Annotated in this window: 25 protein-coding genes; 5 read left to right on the top strand and 20 right to left on the bottom strand. The window is 51.4% G+C overall.

The features are described 5' to 3' along the window. The first annotated feature begins 169 nt into the window (after positions 1 to 169). A complete protein-coding gene (locus BJU60_RS11890; RefSeq protein ID WP_070329066.1) occupies positions 170 to 1669 on the top strand; it encodes a phytoene desaturase family protein in 1500 nt (499 codons plus the stop codon). A 37-nt stretch (positions 1670 to 1706) separates the two neighbouring features. Here BJU60_RS11890 and BJU60_RS11885 read toward each other — a convergent pair whose 3' ends face one another. Further along, complete coding sequence (locus BJU60_RS11885) at positions 1707 to 2720, bottom strand: ABC transporter permease (RefSeq protein ID WP_070329065.1); 1014 nt, start codon at positions 2718 to 2720, stop codon at positions 1707 to 1709. Then, positions 2713 to 3441: an ABC transporter ATP-binding protein gene (locus BJU60_RS11880; protein WP_070329064.1), complete on the bottom strand. Its 729-nt coding sequence runs from the start codon at positions 3439 to 3441 to the stop codon at positions 2713 to 2715. Before BJU60_RS11880 ends, BJU60_RS11885 begins: the two co-directional genes overlap by 8 nt. A 169-nt stretch (positions 3442 to 3610) precedes the next feature. Here BJU60_RS11880 and BJU60_RS11875 point away from each other — a divergent pair, with 169 nt between their 5' ends. Beyond that, positions 3611 to 4228, top strand: a complete 618-nt coding sequence (locus tag BJU60_RS11875) for a TetR/AcrR family transcriptional regulator (RefSeq protein ID WP_070329063.1) — start codon at positions 3611 to 3613, stop codon at positions 4226 to 4228. 3 nt (positions 4229 to 4231) lie between these two features. On the opposite strand, the gene BJU60_RS11870 is transcribed toward BJU60_RS11875, so the two are convergent. Genes BJU60_RS11870 through BJU60_RS11850 form a run of 5 tightly spaced genes read right to left on the bottom strand, consistent with a single transcriptional unit; the run spans position 4232 to position 8698 of the window. Further along, a complete protein-coding gene (locus tag BJU60_RS11870; RefSeq protein WP_070329062.1) occupies positions 4232 to 5539 on the bottom strand; it encodes a HAMP domain-containing sensor histidine kinase in 1308 nt (435 codons plus the stop codon). Then, positions 5536 to 6210, bottom strand: coding sequence for a response regulator transcription factor (locus BJU60_RS11865; protein ID WP_070329061.1), 675 nt, complete (start codon positions 6208 to 6210; stop codon positions 5536 to 5538). Before BJU60_RS11865 ends, BJU60_RS11870 begins: the two co-directional genes overlap by 4 nt. Positions 6211 to 6228: 18 nt before the next feature. Next, entirely contained in the window at positions 6229 to 7380 is a 1152-nt protein-coding gene (locus BJU60_RS11860) for an ABC transporter permease (protein WP_070329060.1), read from the bottom strand. Continuing rightward, the gene (locus BJU60_RS11855) at positions 7377 to 8060 is read right to left on the bottom strand and encodes an ABC transporter ATP-binding protein (RefSeq protein ID WP_070329059.1); all 684 of its coding nucleotides are present in this window, start codon (positions 8058 to 8060) and stop codon (positions 7377 to 7379) included. Before BJU60_RS11855 ends, BJU60_RS11860 begins: the two co-directional genes overlap by 4 nt. After that, a complete protein-coding gene (locus BJU60_RS11850) occupies positions 8057 to 8698 on the bottom strand; it encodes an efflux RND transporter periplasmic adaptor subunit (protein WP_070329058.1) in 642 nt (213 codons plus the stop codon). The genes BJU60_RS11855 and BJU60_RS11850 overlap by 4 nt, the downstream gene beginning before the upstream one ends. A 144-nt stretch (positions 8699 to 8842) precedes the next feature. On the opposite strand from BJU60_RS11850, the gene BJU60_RS11845 reads away from it, so the two are divergent. Further along, the gene (locus tag BJU60_RS11845; RefSeq protein WP_070329057.1) at positions 8843 to 9568 is read left to right on the top strand and encodes a hypothetical protein; all 726 of its coding nucleotides are present in this window, start codon (positions 8843 to 8845) and stop codon (positions 9566 to 9568) included. 9 nt (positions 9569 to 9577) lie between these two features. Next, complete coding sequence (locus BJU60_RS11840; RefSeq protein WP_083274134.1) at positions 9578 to 10306, top strand: ATP-binding cassette domain-containing protein; 729 nt, start codon at positions 9578 to 9580, stop codon at positions 10304 to 10306. 237 nt (positions 10307 to 10543) lie between these two features. On the opposite strand, the gene BJU60_RS11835 is transcribed toward BJU60_RS11840, so the two are convergent. Genes BJU60_RS11835 through BJU60_RS11815 form a run of 5 tightly spaced genes read right to left on the bottom strand, consistent with a single transcriptional unit; the run spans position 10544 to position 13370 of the window. Further along, positions 10544 to 11029 (bottom strand): hypothetical protein, encoded by a 486-nt coding sequence (locus BJU60_RS11835; protein ID WP_070329055.1) that lies wholly within the window; start codon positions 11027 to 11029, stop codon positions 10544 to 10546. A gap of 26 nt (positions 11030 to 11055) precedes the next feature. Then, a complete protein-coding gene (locus BJU60_RS11830; RefSeq protein WP_254281697.1) occupies positions 11056 to 11547 on the bottom strand; it encodes a hypothetical protein in 492 nt (163 codons plus the stop codon). 43 nt (positions 11548 to 11590) lie between these two features. After that, complete coding sequence (locus BJU60_RS11825; protein ID WP_070329053.1) at positions 11591 to 12400, bottom strand: SMI1/KNR4 family protein; 810 nt, start codon at positions 12398 to 12400, stop codon at positions 11591 to 11593. Beyond that, a complete protein-coding gene (locus BJU60_RS11820) occupies positions 12397 to 12894 on the bottom strand; it encodes a hypothetical protein (protein WP_131505177.1) in 498 nt (165 codons plus the stop codon). Before BJU60_RS11820 ends, BJU60_RS11825 begins: the two co-directional genes overlap by 4 nt. Further along, complete coding sequence (locus tag BJU60_RS11815) at positions 12879 to 13370, bottom strand: hypothetical protein (RefSeq protein WP_070329051.1); 492 nt, start codon at positions 13368 to 13370, stop codon at positions 12879 to 12881. The genes BJU60_RS11820 and BJU60_RS11815 overlap by 16 nt, the downstream gene beginning before the upstream one ends. Before the next feature lie 78 nt (positions 13371 to 13448). Here BJU60_RS11815 and BJU60_RS11810 point away from each other — a divergent pair, with 78 nt between their 5' ends. Next, positions 13449 to 13652, top strand: coding sequence for a hypothetical protein (locus BJU60_RS11810; protein ID WP_070329050.1), 204 nt, complete (start codon positions 13449 to 13451; stop codon positions 13650 to 13652). A 3-nt stretch (positions 13653 to 13655) separates the two neighbouring features. On the opposite strand, the gene BJU60_RS11805 is transcribed toward BJU60_RS11810, so the two are convergent. From BJU60_RS11805 to BJU60_RS11770, 8 genes are all read right to left on the bottom strand, one after another. After that, the gene (locus tag BJU60_RS11805; RefSeq protein WP_070329049.1) at positions 13656 to 14129 is read right to left on the bottom strand and encodes a DMT family transporter; all 474 of its coding nucleotides are present in this window, start codon (positions 14127 to 14129) and stop codon (positions 13656 to 13658) included. Between the two features lie 12 nt (positions 14130 to 14141). Then, a complete protein-coding gene (locus BJU60_RS11800) occupies positions 14142 to 14801 on the bottom strand; it encodes a Crp/Fnr family transcriptional regulator (protein WP_083274133.1) in 660 nt (219 codons plus the stop codon). Positions 14802 to 14812: 11 nt separating this feature from the next. Then, positions 14813 to 15238 carry a DMT family transporter gene (locus tag BJU60_RS11795; RefSeq protein ID WP_070329047.1) on the bottom strand — a complete coding sequence of 142 codons (426 nt, stop codon included), beginning with the start codon at positions 15236 to 15238 and terminating at the stop codon, positions 14813 to 14815. 19 nt (positions 15239 to 15257) lie between these two features. Next, positions 15258 to 16196: a DMT family transporter gene (locus tag BJU60_RS11790; RefSeq protein ID WP_070329046.1), complete on the bottom strand. Its 939-nt coding sequence runs from the start codon at positions 16194 to 16196 to the stop codon at positions 15258 to 15260. Positions 16197 to 16317: 121 nt separating this feature from the next. Continuing rightward, entirely contained in the window at positions 16318 to 17211 is an 894-nt protein-coding gene (locus tag BJU60_RS11785) for a carbohydrate ABC transporter permease (RefSeq protein WP_131466293.1), read from the bottom strand. Between the two features lie 12 nt (positions 17212 to 17223). Beyond that, complete coding sequence (locus BJU60_RS11780) at positions 17224 to 18111, bottom strand: carbohydrate ABC transporter permease (protein ID WP_070329045.1); 888 nt, start codon at positions 18109 to 18111, stop codon at positions 17224 to 17226. Positions 18112 to 18154: 43 nt separating this feature from the next. Beyond that, positions 18155 to 19396: a sugar ABC transporter substrate-binding protein gene (locus BJU60_RS11775; RefSeq protein WP_070329044.1), complete on the bottom strand. Its 1242-nt coding sequence runs from the start codon at positions 19394 to 19396 to the stop codon at positions 18155 to 18157. A 146-nt stretch (positions 19397 to 19542) separates the two neighbouring features. After that, positions 19543 to 20517, bottom strand: coding sequence for a LacI family DNA-binding transcriptional regulator (locus BJU60_RS11770; protein ID WP_070329043.1), 975 nt, complete (start codon positions 20515 to 20517; stop codon positions 19543 to 19545). Positions 20518 to 20529: the final 12 nt, after the last annotated feature.

Genomic DNA, 20529 nt, shown 5'->3' with positions numbered 1-20529 from the left:
CAACAGATAAGTGCTAAATACATCACTAGACACCAAGATTCCTATGAGGCTGTTCGGATTGCACATTCACCCTAAGCTCTATGCAGGGAATCAGCACTCCGACGGCAAAGTACTTAACAACTAACGGCTTTTGAAAAAAATAGATGTTGGAAGGAAGGCGACACGGTATATGAACAACGTGAACAAGTCTGTGATTGTGATCGGGGGAGGACTTGGCGGCTTGTCAGCGGCCATTTCTCTCGCTCAACAAGGGTATGAGGTTTCCTTATATGAAAAGAACGGCCATATCGGCGGCAAAGTGAACCGGCTCGAGCAAAACGGGTTCGGCTTCGACCTCGGTCCGTCGATTTTAACGATGCCGTACATCTTCGAAAAATTGTTCGCGGGCAGCGGCAAGCGGATGGCAGACTATGTGCCGATCAAACGTCTCGACCTCGAGTGGCGCTCGTTCTTCCCGGACGGCACGGTATTGGATCTATATCACGACCTCGACGTGATGGAGCGCGCCAATCCGACGCTGTCACATAAAGACATGGAAGAGTATCGGGCACTATTGGACTATGCCGAGCGCATCTACCATACGACCGAGAAGAGTTACTTGAAGGAAGGGTTTGAATCGCCGCTAGAAGCGGTGGCAAAGACCGGCCTGTTTTCGACGTTGTTCGGATTTGACTTGACGTCGACGATGTACGACGGGATCTCGAAACGGATCAGCAACCCGCATTTACGGACGATGCTCTCCTACTACGTCAAATACGTCGGTTCGTCTCCTTACAGTGCCCCGGCCGTGCTCAACATGATGATTTATATGCAGTACGCGCAAGGCTGCTGGTACGTCGAAGGCGGTACGCACAAATTGGCCGAAGGATTGACGAAACTCGCCGAGGAGACCGGCGTCCAAATCCATACGGGGCAAGGTGTCGTCCGTGCCCATACGATCAACGAGAAAATCACCGCCATCGAACTCGAGGACGGCCGACTCCGGTCAGCCGATTACTTCGTCTCCAACATGGAAGTCATCCCGTTCTATCAAAAGATGGTCGATGCGGATGAAGACTATGTCGACAAGCTCGTGAAAAAGTATGAACCGGCGAGTTCTGGCTTCGTGATTCATCTCGGCGTCAAAAAAGAGTATCCGGCCTTAGGCCACCACAACTTCTTCTTCTCCGAGAACTTGCACGAACAGATGGATAAGATCTTCGAGAAACACGAGCTACCTGACGACCCGACCATCTACTTGGTGAACGTCAACAAGACCGACCCGACACAAGCGCCGGCAGGACATGAGAACATTAAAATCCTGCCGCACATCCCGTACATCCAAGACGAACCGTTCACACCAGAAGAGTATGCGGCGTTTGAGGAACGCGTCCTCGATAAGCTCGAACGCATGGGCTTGGACGGGTTACGAGACAATACGGTGACGCGCGACGTCTGGACGCCTCATGACATCGAACGCACGTATGGATCGGACCGGGGCGCGATTTACGGCACCGTCGCGGATAAAAAACGGAACGGCGGCTTCAAGCATAAGAAGCAAAGCGAGCTGTACAACAACCTGTATTTCGTCGGCGGCACCGTGAACCCTGGCGGTGGCATGCCGATGGTGACACTGAGCGGTCAACAAGTGAGCGACAAGATCGCGAAGCGTGACGGCGTTAAAAACTGATCATAAAAAGGATTCGAGCCCACGCTCGAATCCTTTTTTAGTGCCCACGATACTTCCCGAGCGCCCGCATATTCAATAAATAAAGCACGCCTGCGTAAACGATCAAACCGAGCACATACCCCCAGACCCCGGCAAAACCGCTCCCGTACACCATCACTTCTTTGATCGCCGTCGCCCCGTAGAAGATCGGCATGGCGTAGCTCAAATTGCCGAGCCCGTACGGAATCAAGTCGAGCGGGATCAATCCTGAGAAGAACACTTGCGGGATGATCGTGAACGGGATCATTTGGACGACTTGGAGCTCCGAACGGGCGAACACCGAAATCGTCGCCCCGAACAAAACGGCCGTCCCGGCCATTAAAATCATCACAAGAAATACCCAACCGATGTTCCCGAGCGACGTCAGCCCGAGCACGTAAATCGTGTAGAGCACGATGAGGACGGACTGCACGACCGCGAAGACGCCATAGCCGAGCGTATACCCTAAAATGACTTGCCCGCGTTTGATCGGTGTCATGAGCAGCCGTTCGAGCGTGCCCCCGCTCCGCTCTTTGACGAGTGCCATCGCCGACAGGATGAAGACGAAGAAGAATGAGAACAGTGACAAGAACACGTAGCCGAACGAATCAAACGTCGACTGTCCTTCTTCTCCGTATACGTAATTCATCTCGATGTCGGCCGCAGGATTGAGCGCCGACAACGCCGCTTGGATCTCGCGCACCGCTTTCGACGATTTCGTCGACGGTTCGCGCAACGTGATCACGGTACCCGCTTGTCCCGCTTCGAAGACGGCATCGACGTCTTTATTGTCTTCCAAGTAAGCAACCGGCTCCTCGACCGTATCGAGTCGCACGTCGAGCGTCTCGGCTTCGAACGCGTCGACGAGCTGCTGCTGGGCGGCCTCGTCGAGCACGACGACCGGCACGTAATCCGAGTCGCCGAGCAAGAAGTAGACGAGTGTGAGGATGAGGAGCGGGGCAATCAAAATCAAGGCGACGCTCCGCTTGTCGTTCAACGTCTGAAAGATGACCCGTTTCGCCAAGTTACGCATCGTGCTTCGCCTCCTCTCGTCCGGCAATGAGGAACAGTTCCTCGACGCGTCCGTTCTCGGTCTGCTCGAGCAAGTGCGTCACCGTGTCATAGGCGATCAAGCGCCCGTTGTAGATGAGCGCGGCCCGGTCACACTCGAGCACCTCGTCCATGACGTGGGTCGAGACGATGATCGTCGTCCCACCGGCTCGAATCGTTTGAAACTGATCCCAAATCTGGCGGCGCAAAATCGGGTCGATTCCGACCGTCGGCTCGTCTAAAAACAAGACGTCCGGTTGATGGAGGATGGCGATGGCGAGCGACAACCGCTTCTTCATCCCGCCCGAATAGTTACGGACGAGCTTTCTCCGGTCAGCCGACAAGTCGACGAGGGCGAGCACGTCGTCGATGCGCTGTTTGAGCGCCGCCTTGCCGAGCTTATAGATCGAGCCGAAAAACTCGAGGTTCGCCTCACCCGACAAATCGTCGTACAGTCCATCGTTTTGCGGCATGAACCCGATCTTATGAAGCATGTTCATGTTCGGCATCACCGTCTCGCCGACTCGAATCGATCCTTTGTCTGCCGCCAATGCGCCGATCATCAAACGGATGAGCGTCGTCTTCCCCGACCCAGACGGTCCTAAGAGACAACAAATGTCTCCCGAGTTGATCGTGAAGCCGATATGATCGATGGCCAGTTGGTCACCGAACGATTTACTGACGTCGTTCAGTTGAATATTCATATTGGACTCCCTCCCGATGTCTGCCTCGTGTACACTGGACTAAAAGACACCGTGTTGGTTTATACGTTCAGTATAGTCCGCGCTCGAACGGCCAACAATCATCAATCTCGGTCACAGTGTCGTTTTTCCGACAGACGGCGACAATGTGTTGGATAAAGGAGAAAAAAATATGGAACAGACAGACTTACGGGTCGTCCGGACGAAGCAGTTGATCAAACAGGCGTTGCTCGAATTGATTGAAGAACAAGGATTTGAAGCGGTCACGGTGAAGGCACTCACGGAACGCGCCGGCATCAATCGTGGGACGTTTTACAGCCACTATGTGGATAAGTACGACCTCATGGAGAAATCGATTGAAACGATCTTTCATGAGGCCGAAACAAAACTCATCAAAAATTTTCCGAACGTCTTTGGCAATCAGCAAGGCTCCGCTCCCCATCAGTTGCTCGTCCCGTTCATCCGGTTCATCGAGCAAAATAAGATTTTGATGAAACCGCTCCTTGGTCCGAACGGCGATCCGCAGTTTCAGGCGAGACTCCGCGCCTACATGTACACGGCGCTGTTCCACCGTTCCCCGACCGTATTGTTCGACGAGACGCAGTCGCTCGTCCCGCCCGATTATTTAGTCTCCTATATCTCATCGGCACATATGGGCGTCATTTATGAGTGGCTCTATAATGACCGAACTGAAACGGTAGAAGACATCGCACGCATCATTTATACGATCACGTTTGAAGGACCGCTCGTGGCGGGCGGGTTGAAGCCGGACAGACAAAAAGACAGGTAGCAGCTACCTGTCTTTTTGATCGGGAAGCGTCACACGCACCGTCGTCCCTGACTTCAATTCGCTCGTGACGTCTACATGACCACCGTGTAACGTGACGATTTTTTGGACGATCGCCATACCGAGTCCTGACCCGCCTTGATGTCTCGAAGGGTCGGCCTGATAGAATCGCTCGTACATACGGCTCACTTGTTCCGGGGTCATGCCCTCCCCGTCATCCGTGATCTCGCAAACAATCGATTCCGCCGTTTGCATGAGCTTGATGCGGATCGTGCCGCCGTCATAAGAGTGGGTCATCGCATTTTGGATCAGGTTGATCCACACTTGGTGCAGCAGTCCGGCATCGCCGACCATCTCGACTTCATCAAGCTCAGCGATCAGGTTCAACCGTTTGCGACTCGACTCTCGTTCAAACGATAAGATACTTTCCCGCATCTGTTCACTGAGCGAGAAACGGCTGACGTCTAATCCGACGACCGAGTGATCCAACTTGGCAAGGCGCAGCAAGTCACGTGACAACCGCGACAGCCGCTTGCCTTCCTGTTCGATCATTGTCGCATAGTTGACTCGTTTTTCCGTCGGTACGTCAGCCCGTTTCAATAGCGTCGCGTAGCCGAGGATCGAGGCGACCGGCGTCTTGAATTCATGCGCCATGATCGCCGTCAATTCCTCGTTTTTAGACTCGTTCGTCGCCAACGTCTCGGTCATCTGATTGAACTGACTCGCCAACTTGCCGATCTCATCGTCCCCGCCGTCATGTACCCGTACCGTCAAATCACCAGAAGCGACTTTACTTGCCGCCTCGGTCACCCGGTCGATCCGTCTCGTCATGAGCCGGACCGCGAACAAGACAAGCACGCTCGAGACGAGCGCCGTGAGCAACAACGTCTGAAACGATAGATCGCGGAAAATCGTGACCGGGTTCTCGTCCGCGTTCGGGGACAACGTCACGACAGTCCGATCGATTAAAAGCGTGACGGCAGGCAATCGCTCGTCGCTTACGGTCAGCACGTCGCCTCGTTCAAGACGCGCGCGCTCCGCGACCGACCAACTTGCGGCCGCGTAGCGGTCCGTCTCGACAATAAGCGTCCGTTCGGAAAACAAGTCGATGACCTCATCGGCTCCTAATTCATAACGCTCAGAAGCCGTCAGCATGCTCTCGGCCCGTTCGACGAGCATCGTCTCGACTTGCGACGTCAACGCATTCATTTGGAACGTCAAGAAAAGCGTCAGCGTCAGTAAGATGGGGATGAGCAACAGCCCGAAGAAGATGGTCAGGAAACGTCCGTAAATCGAGCTGAAGAAGGACTTCATGACTTCAACTCCAAGCGGTACCCAAGTCCCCAGACGGTACTGATTTGAAATGCGTCGACATGCTTCAAGCGGCTCCGGAGCCGGTTAACATGGACATCGATCGTACGGACGTCACTTTCCGTTTCATAGCCCCATATGCGATCGAGCAACTGTTGTCGCGTGAACACTTGATTGAGATGCGTCGCCAAATGATACAGCAACTCAAACTCTTTCTTCGGCACCTCGATTGTCTCGACCGGGGTGATCACCGTCAGTGACGTTTCGTCTAACACGCAATCGTGCAGTTGAATCTGGTGGTCCCGATATATGTTGGCTCGTCGTAGCATCGCCTCGATGCGGAGCTCGAGTTCTTCTAGATCGACCGGCTTGACGAGATAGTCGTCGGCCCCGGCCCGGAATCCTTTCTTCTTATCAGGCAACGTCTCAAGCGCGGTCAACATGAGAATCGGGAGCGTGTAACCGGCGTCCCGCAGTTGCTCGGTCAACGCTCGACCATCGAGACGCGGCATCATAATGTCGGTCACGATGACGTCGATCGGTTGCTGATCGAGCAGATCGAGCGCCTCCTCTCCGTCAACGGCCCACAGCACGCGGTAGCCCGCTGTCGTCAAATATTCAAACAGAAGACCTCCGAGTGCCGGATCATCTTCGACAAGCAATAGCGTGACCATACGAGATTCCTTCTTTCTTTATGCGTTTCGTAACGCTTCAATCGGCTGCAAGGCGGACGCCTTACGGGCCGGGATATATCCAAAGATGACACCGATCACGACTGAAAACCCTAGTGCCAAGCCGACGGTCGAACTAGCCAACGTGAACGGTACACCCATGACGACGGTCAAACCGAAGGCAAGGAGCGCGCCGACCACTACACCGACCAACCCACCGAGGACGGACAAGAGCACCGATTCAAACAAGAACTGTTGGCGAATTTTCGCCGGTGTCGCGCCCAACGCTTTTCGTAAGCCGATCTCACTCGTCCGCTCCGTCACCGAGACGAGCATCATGTTCATGATGCCGATACCGCCAACGAGTAGCGAGATGGACGCGATGCCGATGAGCAGCATGCTGAGCAAGGCGTTGATTTGGTCGATGGACGCGAGGGCGTCTTCAAAGCTCGTGACGGTAAACGCGTCCCGACCGTTAAATGCGGTCGTCAACTGCTGCGTCAATTCATCACTTACTGTCTCAGATTGTCCTGATTCCGTGTACAGGTCAAACGTCGAAATCGTATTCACATGAAACTGGTGAAGCGCGGTCGTCACCGGAATGACGATCGTCTCGTCCGTCGACATCGAAAACTCTGAAGACGGGGCGAGCGTGCCGACGACGATGTAACGGATCCCGCCAATCGTGATCGTCTCACCGATTGGCGACGTGGTCGGGAACGATTCCTTCACGATCGTATCGCCGATTACGGCGACGCGCGTCCGCTCCGAGACGTCCACTGGCGTGATGCCTCGCCCGGAAGCGAGTGTCGAATCTGAGAAGAACGCGTCACTCTTCCCAAGGACGCTCTGTTCGGTCGTTTGACCGCCCAAATAGACGTCCGCTTGATGACTTGTCGTCGGTGATAACGACTCGACACCGTCAATCGCTTCGAGACGTTCCACTTCGGTTACGCTGATGCCATTCTTCGTCGCATCTTCGATTTGGACACTCATTCGGTCCGCCCCGAACGTCGCGACTTCTTCATTGATCGAGGACGTGACACCTGAGATGACCGTCATGAGTGTGATGATGGACGCCGTCCCGATGACAATTCCAAGAATCGTCAAGAAAGAGCGCATCTTATGACTGATCACCGTCAGCCAAGCCATACGTATATTTTCTCGAATCATCGTCGTTCCTCCTTCTCGATACGGCCATCCCGAACGTAGACGATGCGCGTCGCTTCTTTGGCGATGTCGAGGTCATGTGTGATCATGATGATCGTCTTCCCTTCCGCATGCAATTCATGAAACAAGTTCAGAATTTGACGTCCGTTCGTCTGGTCGAGCGCCCCGGTCGGCTCATCGGCGAGCAGTAGAGACGGATTTGTCACGAGCGCCCGAGCGATGGCGACACGTTGTTGTTGCCCACCCGACAGTTGATTCGGGTAATGGTTCTGTTTATCGCCGAGCCCGACACGCGTCAACATCTGGTGCGTCCGGTCTTTTCGTTCCGACTTCGACAGCCGTTGATAGATGAGTGGTAACTCGACGTTTTCGCTTGCCGTCAATCGCGGCAGTAAGTTGAACTGTTGAAAGATGAACCCGATCTGCTGATTGCGGAACGCCGACAATTCGGTCTCGGATAACCCGGTCACGTCACGGTCGCCAAAGCTGTAGCGACCGCTCGTGTATCCGTCCAGACAACCGAGAATGTTCATGAGCGTTGATTTCCCCGAACCAGACGGCCCGAGGATGGCGACGAACTCGCCGTCGTGAACCGTCAAATCGATACCGTTCAACACGATCTGTTCGTTTTCACCCGACCCGTACGCTTTCGTCAAATCGGTGACTTCAATGAGTGCGCTCATTGTCCGCCTCCGATCTGTGGTGGCATGATGCCTCCAGCTGTCGCCTCATCCATTAAGAGGACGCTATCTTCGTCTAATCCGTCTTTAATCTCAACGCGGCTGCCGTCGCTGATGCCGAGCTCGACTTGCCGTTTCACCGGACCATCCGTGCCCTCGACGTACACGTAGGCGTCGCCTTCTTCAAACGTGATGCTGTCGAGTGATAGCGTCTCTGCTTCTTCGACACGTTCGACGACAATCGAGCCTTCGAGCGTCATCCCGTTTCGTAATCCGTCCGTTTCAGGCAACGTGACGTTCATCGCATAACGTGCTGACGAGCCCGGAGTCGTCAATGCTTCCGCTTCATCCGCAATCGATTCGACCGTTCCTTCGAGTTCAGTGTCCAATGCGTTCGCATAGATCGTCAGCGCATCACCTTCCTCGACTCTCCCTAAATCCCGCTCGTCGATCAACAGTCGTCCGGTCGCATCTTCTCCGACAGTCGTCACCTGACCGGCAAACGTATAGACGTTCTCAATCGTCTCCGTCGCCACTTGCTCTGACTTATATTCGACCGATTGCGGCATCAAGAAAATGCCCGCTCCTAACGCGATGGCAAGGGCGCCACCACCTAATCCCCACTTCAGTTTTTTATTCATCTGTCGATTCCTCCTTTTGGTTGTACCTCAAGGATAAACAGAAGTTATAAACAAAGTATGAACGGATAAATTTACAAATAATTGAAACTATCATGCTAGTAAATGCGTATATCGAATTAATCCACATCAACCTCGGAGGTATATATGCATCAAATCACGAGTTATTTCTTTCTGTACGCAAAAATCGTCCTTACGGATAAAGTTCCATTTCTTTTAACGATGGGACTCCCGCTCGGTGTCGCCCTCCTGTACAGTCCACCAAATATCGGTACGATGACGTCTGCCGAGTATGCCACGTACTTGTCGTACTTTTGGGTGTACATCATCTTGGCGACTTATTTGAACGGGATTGCGCTCGAACTCGCACGAATGCGCGAATACGGTCTCATGAAGACGTACGTCATGATCTCCGGCAACAAATATACATACATGTTGGCCATCTTATTGGCCCAGCTCTTGTTTGCCGCAATCAGTCTCCTACTCTTCACAGTTGTCGTCACGCTCGTCCACGGTCATTTCACTTTCGGTTTGCTCGCGAGCCCAATCCTGCTATTACTCGCCAGCTTCCCGTTCGCGCTCGGAAGTGTCGTCTTGACGCTTCTGCCGGTGAAAGTATCGAGCTTGATGAAATTTGCGAACATTCTCACCTATCCGCTGTTCCTTTTAGCCGTCAAACAGCCAGATGTCTGGTTCGGTTATGCCAATCCGTTTTATGCCCTACTTCAACTATCGCTTGCCGTCGTTCATGGTGTCACGCAAGTCGACGTCTCGTTTAACCTGATTACGACAATTCTCTCTCTTGTCGGTTACGTCATCGTTGGCCTGTTCGCGATGAATCGCTTCAACCTCGTCTCATCCGTCACACGCTAGGAGGAAATGATGAACATTCAAAACTTGACCTACTCTTATCCGAAAGCAACACGTCCCGTGCTCGACGACGTCTCATTCACGCTACATCCGAATAAACTGAACGTCTTGATTGGCCTGAACGGGGCCGGGAAGACGACGTTGTTTGATTGTATGACAAGGACGCTCCCAGTCGACCGGGCCTCGCTACAGTTCGTGCCATCGTCTGACATGCTGTATTTAACGCAACAGATTTTGTATCACAACGAATTAACGGGAAAAGATCTCACGTACTTCATCGGACGGCTCACAAAGCGGCCTGACTTCAAGCGACTAGCGACTTATGTCAACGGACTCACGACCGCCCGGGAACAAGAGCTGTTCGAGCATCTGTGGAAGATGAAGCTCGGCAAAATGTCGGTCGGAGAACGCAAGTGGCTATTCGTGACATTGCTCGCCTCGGTCAAACGATCGCTCTACTTGTTCGACGAACCGACGAGCGGCGTCGATCCGGCGTCACGCATCAACATCATGCGCCATTTACAGCGACTCGTAAAAGACGGTCGGACGTGCCTCATCTCGACGCATCAACTGCATGACTTATCCCAGCTGGAGTCCCATGTCATCTTCCTCCATGAAGGTCGTGTCCTGTATGAAGGCGATTTCCAAGACTGGTTGCGCGCGTCCGGGACGACCGACCCAGACGAGGCGTTCGTGAAGATGGTCGAAGGCATTCAAGATGATGTGGCGGTGACAACGTGAATGACTCGTTTTGGGAAAGACACCGCTTCAAGTTTTATACAGCTGGTATGGTCATCTGTGGCTGTTTAGTCGGTATGTTTTCATAAGAAAACCCAGCCTCTGACGAATCAGAAGCTGGGTTTTAGTCTTCCATCCAGCGATAGACAACCATAAAACCAATCCACGTTGCACAAAACGTCAGAACGATGTTAATCAGTTGCCACATTCCATCTGTGAGGTGCATTTATTTATCTCCTTCTAGTTAAACCGATTCTTCGACGCATCGCGATGCGCCGTCCGCAACTCATGGTTCGTCACATGCTCCGGGTCAATCAGTTCAAGCTTCCGGTTCACCCAGACCGATAAGAAAATGAACGGGATGAACAAGGCAAGAAGCATTCCCGCGAAGACGAGGAGCGAGCCTTCAATCGACCAGGCGATGGCGATAAAGATACCCAGCAAGATGACATTGGCGAGCACGATCCCGAATTCGAGACGGACGAACTTTTGATAGCGCGCCTCGTCGTTAAAGGTGAGCAGTAAGTTCATCCGGTGCCAGGCCCGATATAAACTCGGCAACTGGGTCGCCATGATGATGACGGCGAACGTCGCCACTTTAATGTTTTGCGTGAAAATGAAGTAAAAGGCGATCCCTAAAATTGCGAACGTGAGCAAAAGCGCCGTCCGGTTCACGTTGCGGTCGTTCTCGACCATTCGTTTCAGTCGTTCTTGTTTTTCTACCATAGCCACGGCCTCCATCAAACGTTCTTTCATTTTTTGCGCTCACGTTGCACCTTGCTGAGTTCAATTCCTGTCACATGTTGCGGGTCAATCGTTTTCAACTCGCGATCGATGCGGACACCTAACACCACGAACGTGATGAGTCCGACAATAATGACGATGATAAATGTAAGCAATGTGATCCACCCGAGCATCGAACTCGTAATCAATAGCAGGAGAAACACGAGATTCCCGACGGCCAAACCAAATTCGGACCGTACTTTTTGTTGATAACGGACATCGTCGTTGAAAGTAAGCAACAACTTCATGCGGTGCCAGCTTTTATAGAGCATCGGGAACTGTCCGACCAAGATGATCGGCAACAGCAACAAAACCTCCGTTGTCATGAAATAAACGATGAACAGTGCAATGAACCCGAATGTCGGATACAGCGTCTGTTTTTGTCGCTTCTGGTCATTTTCAATCATTCGTTCAAGTCTTACCGTATGGTCAACCATCAAATCCCCCTCATTAAATCTCATTACCTTTTTTTACGAAAGAGAACAGCAAATAGTTTCACTCGACTCAAATATCGTTGTCGAGAATGTACATCGTCTCTTCGTAACGTTGTTTACTATAGGCGTCGTCTTGCCTGTGGAGCGTCTCAAAAAATGCTTCGAACAGTTGTTGATTTAAAGGCTTCCGTCGAATGATGACTTCTTGAATGACGCTTGTCGCCGTATCTCGTAACAGCTCGTGATCCATCCATGTTAACAGTTCACGAACGAGTTCGTTCGCTCCGAGCGAGTCCACTTCATTGAACCAAACAACCGCACCGTGCAGTTTCTCTTTCGGTTCTTCGCTATAAAGCAGACGTCGTGCATCGTCCAAGAGTGACTGCCTCTGCTTCACTTCAGCGACCGGTTCTGGAATCATTTCTGCATGTACTCCCATGTCGACCGTCGTGAGCGCTTCGCTAAATTGACTGAACGAGTCGAACAAGACATCAATCTCTTCCGTATCCGTATCGATATAGGCAATCTTTGGCGTCGCTCCTTCACGGTAATCGAACACGAGGAAGAAATGTCCATCGCCTGCGAAGGCGATTAACTGGTCATCCTCGACACCCCATTCCGTCAACAAGGCTCTCGATTCGATTAACCCTTTGTGACTCCCGACCCCAGAAATTGAATCGACGAGGGCGATGTCATCTTGTCCATTCCATACAATCGGCAAATCGCGCTGTTCGACATATCCCCCGTTTTGGATACGAATCGCCTGGAGATAATCGTCCGGCAGTTTCACCCCAAGGCGCCCTTCCACTTCAATCAATACGTCGTCCGTTAATACGGGCAACCGGTTCGGGTCGTCCGGTATATCGTTCCAAATGATCATTGTTCTCCTGCTTTCTTCATTCGTCTGTATTGGCGAATGTCTTGATTCGTCACATGCTCTGGGTCAATCTTTTTGAGTCGCTCATTCACCCACCATTCAAAATATAGGAATGGTAAAACGATTAGCGTACCAAGCAATGAATACGTTACGTTTTGAAAGTTTTGAATGACTGTGCCCCAAACAAATATAGCGAGCCCGATTACCGTCATGAAGATGAATAAAAAGTTGATTCGAACATATCGGCGATACAGCTTATCCGAACTAAAGCGGAGCAATAGCTTCATCCGCGACCAGCCCCATAAGACCAGTGCTGCGTAAATGACTACAAAGGCCGCGAACACTTGAACGTTCGTCAACGTATACCGACTATGAAGATAGAATGAGCTTAAGATGATGACGGCGACTAGCAGACCAAACAAACGAATCGATACTTGTTCAAGTCGCATCAATTGAAGCAAGCGATTTGTATGCTCGACCATCACTTCTCGTCCCATTTCCGTTTCATCTGCTCCCGCTTCGTCAGCCCGAACAGACTGTCGACGACGTGCTCGTCATCGATGCGGAGCAAGCGATAATCGAGCCACGTCTCAACCACTAACATACCTGCAATCAACATCGCCGACAGTCCACTGAACACTGATAATGCGAAGAAACCGGATACGTGTCCAAACATCAGACCGAGCACGCCCCACAACATCGCAATCGCGATGATGCCTTTCGCCCGGATTAATCGTTGATACGAACGATTTTCATTGAATGTCACTGATACGCGCGTCTTCTGCCACGATACGTGACTGAGCGGGACAGCCGTCATCATACAAAAGGACAACATCGCAAGCATTGGCAACGATGCATTGATATATATCCACCAACCAAGTCCTAGTCCAGCGGCGGCGGCCCACAACAATTTAAATGCACCTTTTTTCGGACGCACCTTCAATTGTTCGACTCTTTCTTCTCGTGTCACCATAATTTATTCCTCCTTGAAACCAAATCCATCCATGACGCGTATATACAACTAGCATACCAATTATTAGGAGGGATTTCGATGGATATCCTCATTTTAGCCGTCTTGCTCGGCGTCGTCGGTTTTATTGTGACTCGTTCCTATACTTTATATCCGTCATCGTTCGAGGAACGCTCACTCATTCAACCGAACGCCTCGCACACGACAAAATGCCCGCATTGCCAAAGCGTCGTGAGACGGCAGGAACACGGGCAAACTTGTACAAATTGCCGTAAATCATTCTGAAGATCAACCTACTTGTTTTACCTGCTGGCGCGCGGTCATTTTCTTCCCACTCAACTGGAACAACAGCACCCCGCCGACGATCAAGACGATGCCGAGCGCCGTCTTCCACGTGAACGGGATCGCCTCAAGTCCGAACCAACCGAGCGTATCCCACAGCAAGGCGAACAAGATTTGCGACACCATGACAATCGAGATGGCGTAACTCGGACCGAGCTGCTGGACGCTTTGCGTCACGCTCATGACGACACCGACACCGATGATGCCGCTGAACCAGTACCACGTCTCCATGTCACGTAAATCAAACAAACCGCCGCCTTCACTGATCAATCCGATGAAGAGAGAGGCGAGAAAACCAAGTGCGAGGACGAGCGTCGTCGTCGCCCAGGCCCCGACCCGTTGTTTCACGTTGGCGTTGAACGTATTCTGTACACAGACGAGCATGCCGCCCATGACCGCGAGCATCATTCCAAGTGCCATTGTCCTTCCCCCTCACTCATAAATACTCTCCCCTGCGACAGCGATCAACCCGGCGCGATTGATGATTGCGATCGACCGACGATCCCGTTCGATCAATCCTTGCTCGACGAAGCGTTTGAGCGTCCGATTGACGTGGCGATAACTCGTCCCGATCAAGTCGGCGATATCGGTCAACTCATCGACCGTCGACCCGAGCGCACGCTCGTCCGGCGTCATCGACAGCAAGTAGCTCGCGAGCCGGACGTCGACCGGATAGAACAAGTTGAAACTCATCGACTGCGACTTCAACTCGAACTTTCTCGTGATCTCTTCTAACAGATAATGGAGCCACGCCACATCGTCCGCCGCGTGCCGGGCCAAATCGTCGAACCGGATGACGAGCATCTCGACCGACGTGACCGCCTCAACCGTATTTAAGTACGGAGTCCGGCGCACGTATTCGATGTCACCGATCAAATCGAACGGACGTTTGAACGACAGTACGAGGCGTTTACCCGTTGCCGACGTATGCGCCACGCGAATCTTGCCTTTGACGAGAAAATGAAGGTGGTGCGCGTCGTCACCTTGGGCGCAAATCGTCGCGCCCGGCTCGTAACGGACGAGCGTGAAGTGTTCGTGTGTTGCTTTTGGCAAGACTTGTAACTCTTGTTGCGTCAAATAGTGTTCTAGCATCCGGTCCCCTCCTACCATTTCAACAAGATGATGCCGGCGACCATCATCGCAACACCAAGCAATTGTGACACGTTCAACTCACGCCGCACCATCCCGAACCAGCCGCGCCAATCGATGACGAGCGCGAGGGCGAGCTGCGCAATCAGAAACAAGGAGATTGTCAACGTGACGCCGAGCTGATGGACGGCCGTCATGTTGCTGAACAAGATGAGGGCTGCGAACGCGCCACCCGACAAATAGAGCGGGTGCACGTGTCGCATCTGTTTATACGTCCGGTCACGCACAGCCAGCATGACGAGCAGCGCCACGATGAAGCCGGTCATCTGCGTCAATGTCGCGGCCTGCCACGTGCCGATCTGTGAACTGATTCGTGCGTTGACGACGCTTTGCAACGTTAAAAAGAACCCGCCGCTGATGGCGAACAAGACTCCGCGCATCGTATCCCCTCCTTATATGTTATGACAAGCGGATCATCATGATGCCGAGCACCATGACGAGCAAACTGACGAGTTGAATCCCGGTCACTGGATTTTTGGCCGCACCGAACCAACCGAACCGGTCAATCAGCAAACTACCGCATAATAAGCCGACAATGACGATGACGACGGCGATGCCGGTCCCGACCATCGGGACGATCAAGACGTTCCCGCCGATGAAGAGCGCGCCGATGATCCCACCAAGCCAAATCCACCACGGTTGTCCCGATAGCCCGCGCCATTCGACGCTCGGCCGTAGGATGAGTAAGACGAGGAGAAGTGTGACGATTCCGACGACGAACGAGACGAGCGCGCCTTTTAGCGCAGACTCGAGCACAGTCCCTAAATAGCCGTTGATGGCGGTCTGCATCGCACTCATCATCCCGGTCCCGATTCCGAGTAAACGCCAGACGTTCAAGTTACCGGTCTCCACCCGGTTCGCGATGACAAATTTCCCACGTCGGCGATTGATCCAGTCTGTGAGTGCGACCGTCCCGACGACCCCTAGTAAAACAAGCAAGGCCCCAAACACGCGCCACGGTGTGAGGACGCTCACGGTCGAATTGAACCAACCGAAGTGATCGATTAACAGCCCCATCACGATCTGTCCAAAGATTGGCATGATGACCGTCTGGACGCTGCCGAGCCGTGGGAACAAGAGGATGTTCCCCGTTAAAAAGATGACCCCTAACAAGCCGCCCGACCATATCCAGATCGGCTGTTGCTGAAAGATTGACGAGTCGAACCCGAATCCTTGTCCAGAGACAAGAAGGATGAGCGATAAAAAGGTCGTCCCGACCGCGAATGATAGGAACGAAGCGACAAACGGTGACCCGACGATCGAACGCAGACGCGAGTTCACGCTCGTCTGTATCGGTAGTAAGATGCCGATCACGAGTCCAATAATAATGGCTAACATATTTCATTTCCTCGATTCTATGATGTAGTGCAAGTGATTATCTCAATGTACATCTCACTCATCTAAAGTATAAAGGACCGATGTCCTGAGTATAAAAAAAGAACCTTACATGGCGTAAGGTTCACTTCATCCCAGATATATTGTACCCTTCGATGATGTACTTTTGGAAAATCATGAAGATGATGATGATCGGCACGACCATGAATGTGGCCCCGGCCATCTGTAACGCATAGTTCCCACCGTGCTGCCCTTGGAGGAGCGCAAGTCCGACAGACAGCGTGTAAAGCGCTTCGTCGTTAGCGATAATAAGCGGCCATAAGAAGCTGTTCCAGGCCCCGATGAACGTTAAGATCCCTTGTACAGCCAAAATCGGTTTTGACATCGGCAAGACGATTGAGAAGAAAATCCGAAACTCACTCGCTCCATCCAAGCGGGCCGCTTCTAACATTTCTTCTGGAATCGTCGTCATGAACTGCCGGAACAAGAAGACCCCGAACGCCCCGACGAGACCGGGGAGGACAATCCCCGTCATCGTGTTCGTAAGACCCATTTGATTGAGCATCAAATAAACTGGAATCATCGTAACCTGACCCGGGATCATCATTGTCGCCAAGACACCGATGAACAGGACGTTACTTCCCTTAAATTTATGCTTCGCAAACGCATAACCGGCCATTGCTGTGAGCAATAAACCGAAAAATGATGCAAGCACGATCAACAACGTATTCTTCAAATACGTCAAAAAGTTTAAATTTACGAATAAATCGATGTAATGCTCGAACGTCACGTTTTCCGGTAAGATTGTCAACGGTAGCGACAAGATTTCCGCATCCGTTTTAAAGGACGAGATCACCATCCAGAAGAACGGCAACATGAAGGCGATGCCAAGGACGGTCAAAACAAGCGCGACGAACAACTGCGACAGCTTGGCTTTTCGTTTATGGTTTAAGTCGGGAAGTGGCGAGAATTTCTCCCGCTTCACATTCACGGCAACCGGTTTTTCGTTTGGAATCATGAATGTCCCTCCTTAATAGTTATTCTCGCTCTTTTGAAGACGGAACTGAATGAGTGTCACCGTGATGATCAAAATGAACAGTACGACGGACCCGGCAGCCGCATAACCGAAGTTACTAAGCTGGAAACCGTTGTTGTAAATAAAGAGTGCGAGCGACGTCGTCGAATTGAGCGGTCCACCCTCGGTCATGATGAGCGGTTCTTCGAAAAACTGGATCCAGCCGATCAGCGTCGTGACCGTCACGAAGAAAATCGCGTAACGGAGCAACGGGATTGTGATCTTGAACATTTGCTGGAACGTACTCGCTCCATCTAACGCTGCCGCTTCATAGTACGTGCGTGGAATCCCTTGAAGCGCCGCTAGGAAAATAATCATGTTGATTCCGACTGCACGCCATACAGCGAGCATGATCAACGATAACTTAGCGACAAATGGGTCTTGGAGCCAAGGTACGTCTGGAAGGCCGACTGTGTTTAATAGGAAGTTGAAGAGGCCGTACTGCGGATTAAACAAGAAGCCCCAGACGACGGCGACCGCAACGACGTTCGTGATCGACGGCATATAAAAGACGACACGGAACCATTCGAAGACTTTGCCAGTCCCGAAATTGATCGACATCGCAATCGCGAGCGAGAGACCGATGACAATCGGTACCCCAATGACGACATAAACGACCGTATTCAATAGCGCTTGAATGAACACTTCATCTTTGAAGATTTCGATGTAGTTGGTGAGCCCGATCCATTCGATGTTTGCCCAGTTCGCAATCCCCGCCAAATCCATGTCTGTAAAACTCATGAAAAACGCGATGAATAACGGCATGATCGAGAACATGAGTAACAAGAGAACGGTCGGAGCGACGAGCAAATATGGCGCTCGATCATTAAGAAATTGTTTCATAAGGTTCTCCTTTAATAAAACGAGAGGGGGTGTACCCCTCCGTTTATTTTAAAATCGACTTCGCTTTTTCTTGGAACACCTTAGCTTCATCTTCTACAGTAGCCGCACCGCGATACATCTTCTCAAAACTCTGCAAGTACGTTTGCGCTACTTTTTCCCACGTTGTCATCATCGGCATCGGCTCTGCTGCTTCCATTTGCTCACCGAACGTTTTGAGTTTCTCATCGTTTTTGAGCGTCTCATTCTCTGCCCATGTCGCTTTCGTCGATGGAAGTGACTTCGTCATCTCCATCCACTCTGTCTGTGTTTCTGGTTTACTCATATAGGCGATGAATTTCGCAGCTTCGTCTTTCTTCTCACTGCTCTCAAAAATACTCAAGTTCGATCCACCAAGGAACGAGATATTGTTTTCTTTCGCTGGAAGGACGGCTGTACCCCACTTATCTTCAATGTCAGGCATTTGGTCATTGATGATGTTGATCATCCACGGTCCACTGATGAACATCGGCACGTTCGGTTCCTCGACCCCAAACGCTTGAACGACATCAAGCCCTAAATCGATTGGCGCATATCCTTCTGTGAAGTAATTAGTTAAGTACTCTGCGCTTTCAATGAATTCCGGTTGATCAAAGAGCGGTTCTTGATCTTCTGTCAACAGCTCTGAACCGTTTTGACGAGCGAACATGAACGATAGCATTTGGTCGTTCGTGTCCAACGTGATCCCGTACATGTCTTCCCCGTCACGAGCCGCTAGTTTTTTCGAAGCGTCTTCTAATTCATCCCACGTTTTCGGTGCTTCCGGGTAACCTACTTTTTCAAGCGCGTCTTTCCGGTAATAAAGAACGCGTGTGTCGACATACCACGGTGCTCCGTAAAGGCCGTCCTCGAATTGAACCGTTTCAACCGATCCTTCATAGAAGTTCGATGGATCGAGCTCCGGGTAATCTTTTACAAGATCTTTCATATCTGCGAGTGCTCCCGCTTCTACGAATTCAGGCATCCAAGACGTTCCCATTTGAACGACATCCGGACCATTTTTCGAAGCGACCGCAGTCAACAGTTTATCGTGCGCCGTGTCCCAAGGGATCGCCTGTACTTTGACGTTGACATCTTCATTCTCTTTTTCATACTGTTCTGCTAGTTTCGGTAAAGCTTTTCCTTCTTCGCCCATCGCCCAGACCGTGATTGTATTCGCGTCATCGCCGCTCGATCCAGAAGAACATCCCGCCAACACACCTGAAATGATTACCGTGCCCGCTACCGCTGCTAACCCTAATTTCTTCATCTGAATTCCTCCGTTTCTCGATAATCGAAACGTTTCGATTATCATGTAAAAAAATAATGTTTATACAAAGGTTTACTGCAAAATCAACAGGTTAAACGTTTCTATAAACATTATAGTTCACAATGTATCCGCTTACAATACGTATTTTATTTTTTATTATTTTTTTTTCGGATTGAAGCGTCTTTAATGAATTTTGAAGGGATTGTCTGTTTTGAATTTTCCTTCGCTTCAATCAAATGGAGCAACGCACGAGCCGCCTTCTTGCCCCAGTCCGGCTTCGAATAGCTGACACTCGCGATTCGAGGTTGAGTATAGTTGGTGATTTCAAGTTTATCAAAGCCAACGAGCGAGATATCTTCCCCGATCCGGAGAGAAAAGTTTTGCAAGACGTCATAAACCCCGAGTGCCATATCGTCGTTCAAACAAATAATGGCGTCGCCTTCTTGAATCACTTCAAGCAATTCACTCGCTGCCCGGATACCTGAACGTTTCGTAAACTCGCCGTTCCATTCTCGAACAGCGACTCCGGCTGCGCTTGCGCGATCAACGACGACTTTCCGTCGTTCGACAGCATCATGGTTGCCGACCGGACCGTTCACAAGATGAATCTGATTAGGGTTCGTTTCCAAGATGGCGTCCATCTCTTGATTCATTCCGATTTGATTATCGAGTAGCACACAACTGATGTTCGGATGTTCAATCTCACGGTCGAGCATCGTCAGCGGATGGCCTCGATCCGCGAACTCTAAAATTTGTTCTTGGGTGAAGCGATGCCCTAAGATGAGCGCCCCGTCTACCATGCGCTCAGTCATCAGACGATGTGATTCGGGACCGTTACAAACGATCAACTCATAGCCGGTATCAGCCAGCTCTTGGTTGATCCCTTTTAGTAACTCCCCGTAGAACGATCCGGAGTAGTCCCCGAGAAACGCTCCGATGATATGCGTTTTTCTTGTCTTTAGCGTACGCGCCGCGGCGTTTGGCACGTAGTTCAACTCTTCGGCGATTTTAATGATGCGTTGCCTCGTTTTTTCTGTCACTTTCGGACTACCGTTTAGCGCATACGAAACGGTCGATATCGAAACGCCCGCCTCTTTTGCGATGTCTTTGATTCCTGCCATTTCCTCACTTCC

The organism is Exiguobacterium aurantiacum, assembly GCF_001766415.1.
Taxonomy (GTDB): Bacteria; Bacillota; Bacilli; order Exiguobacteriales; family Exiguobacteriaceae; genus Exiguobacterium; species Exiguobacterium aurantiacum_A.
This window is presented reverse-complemented; position numbering and strand designations above follow the sequence as displayed.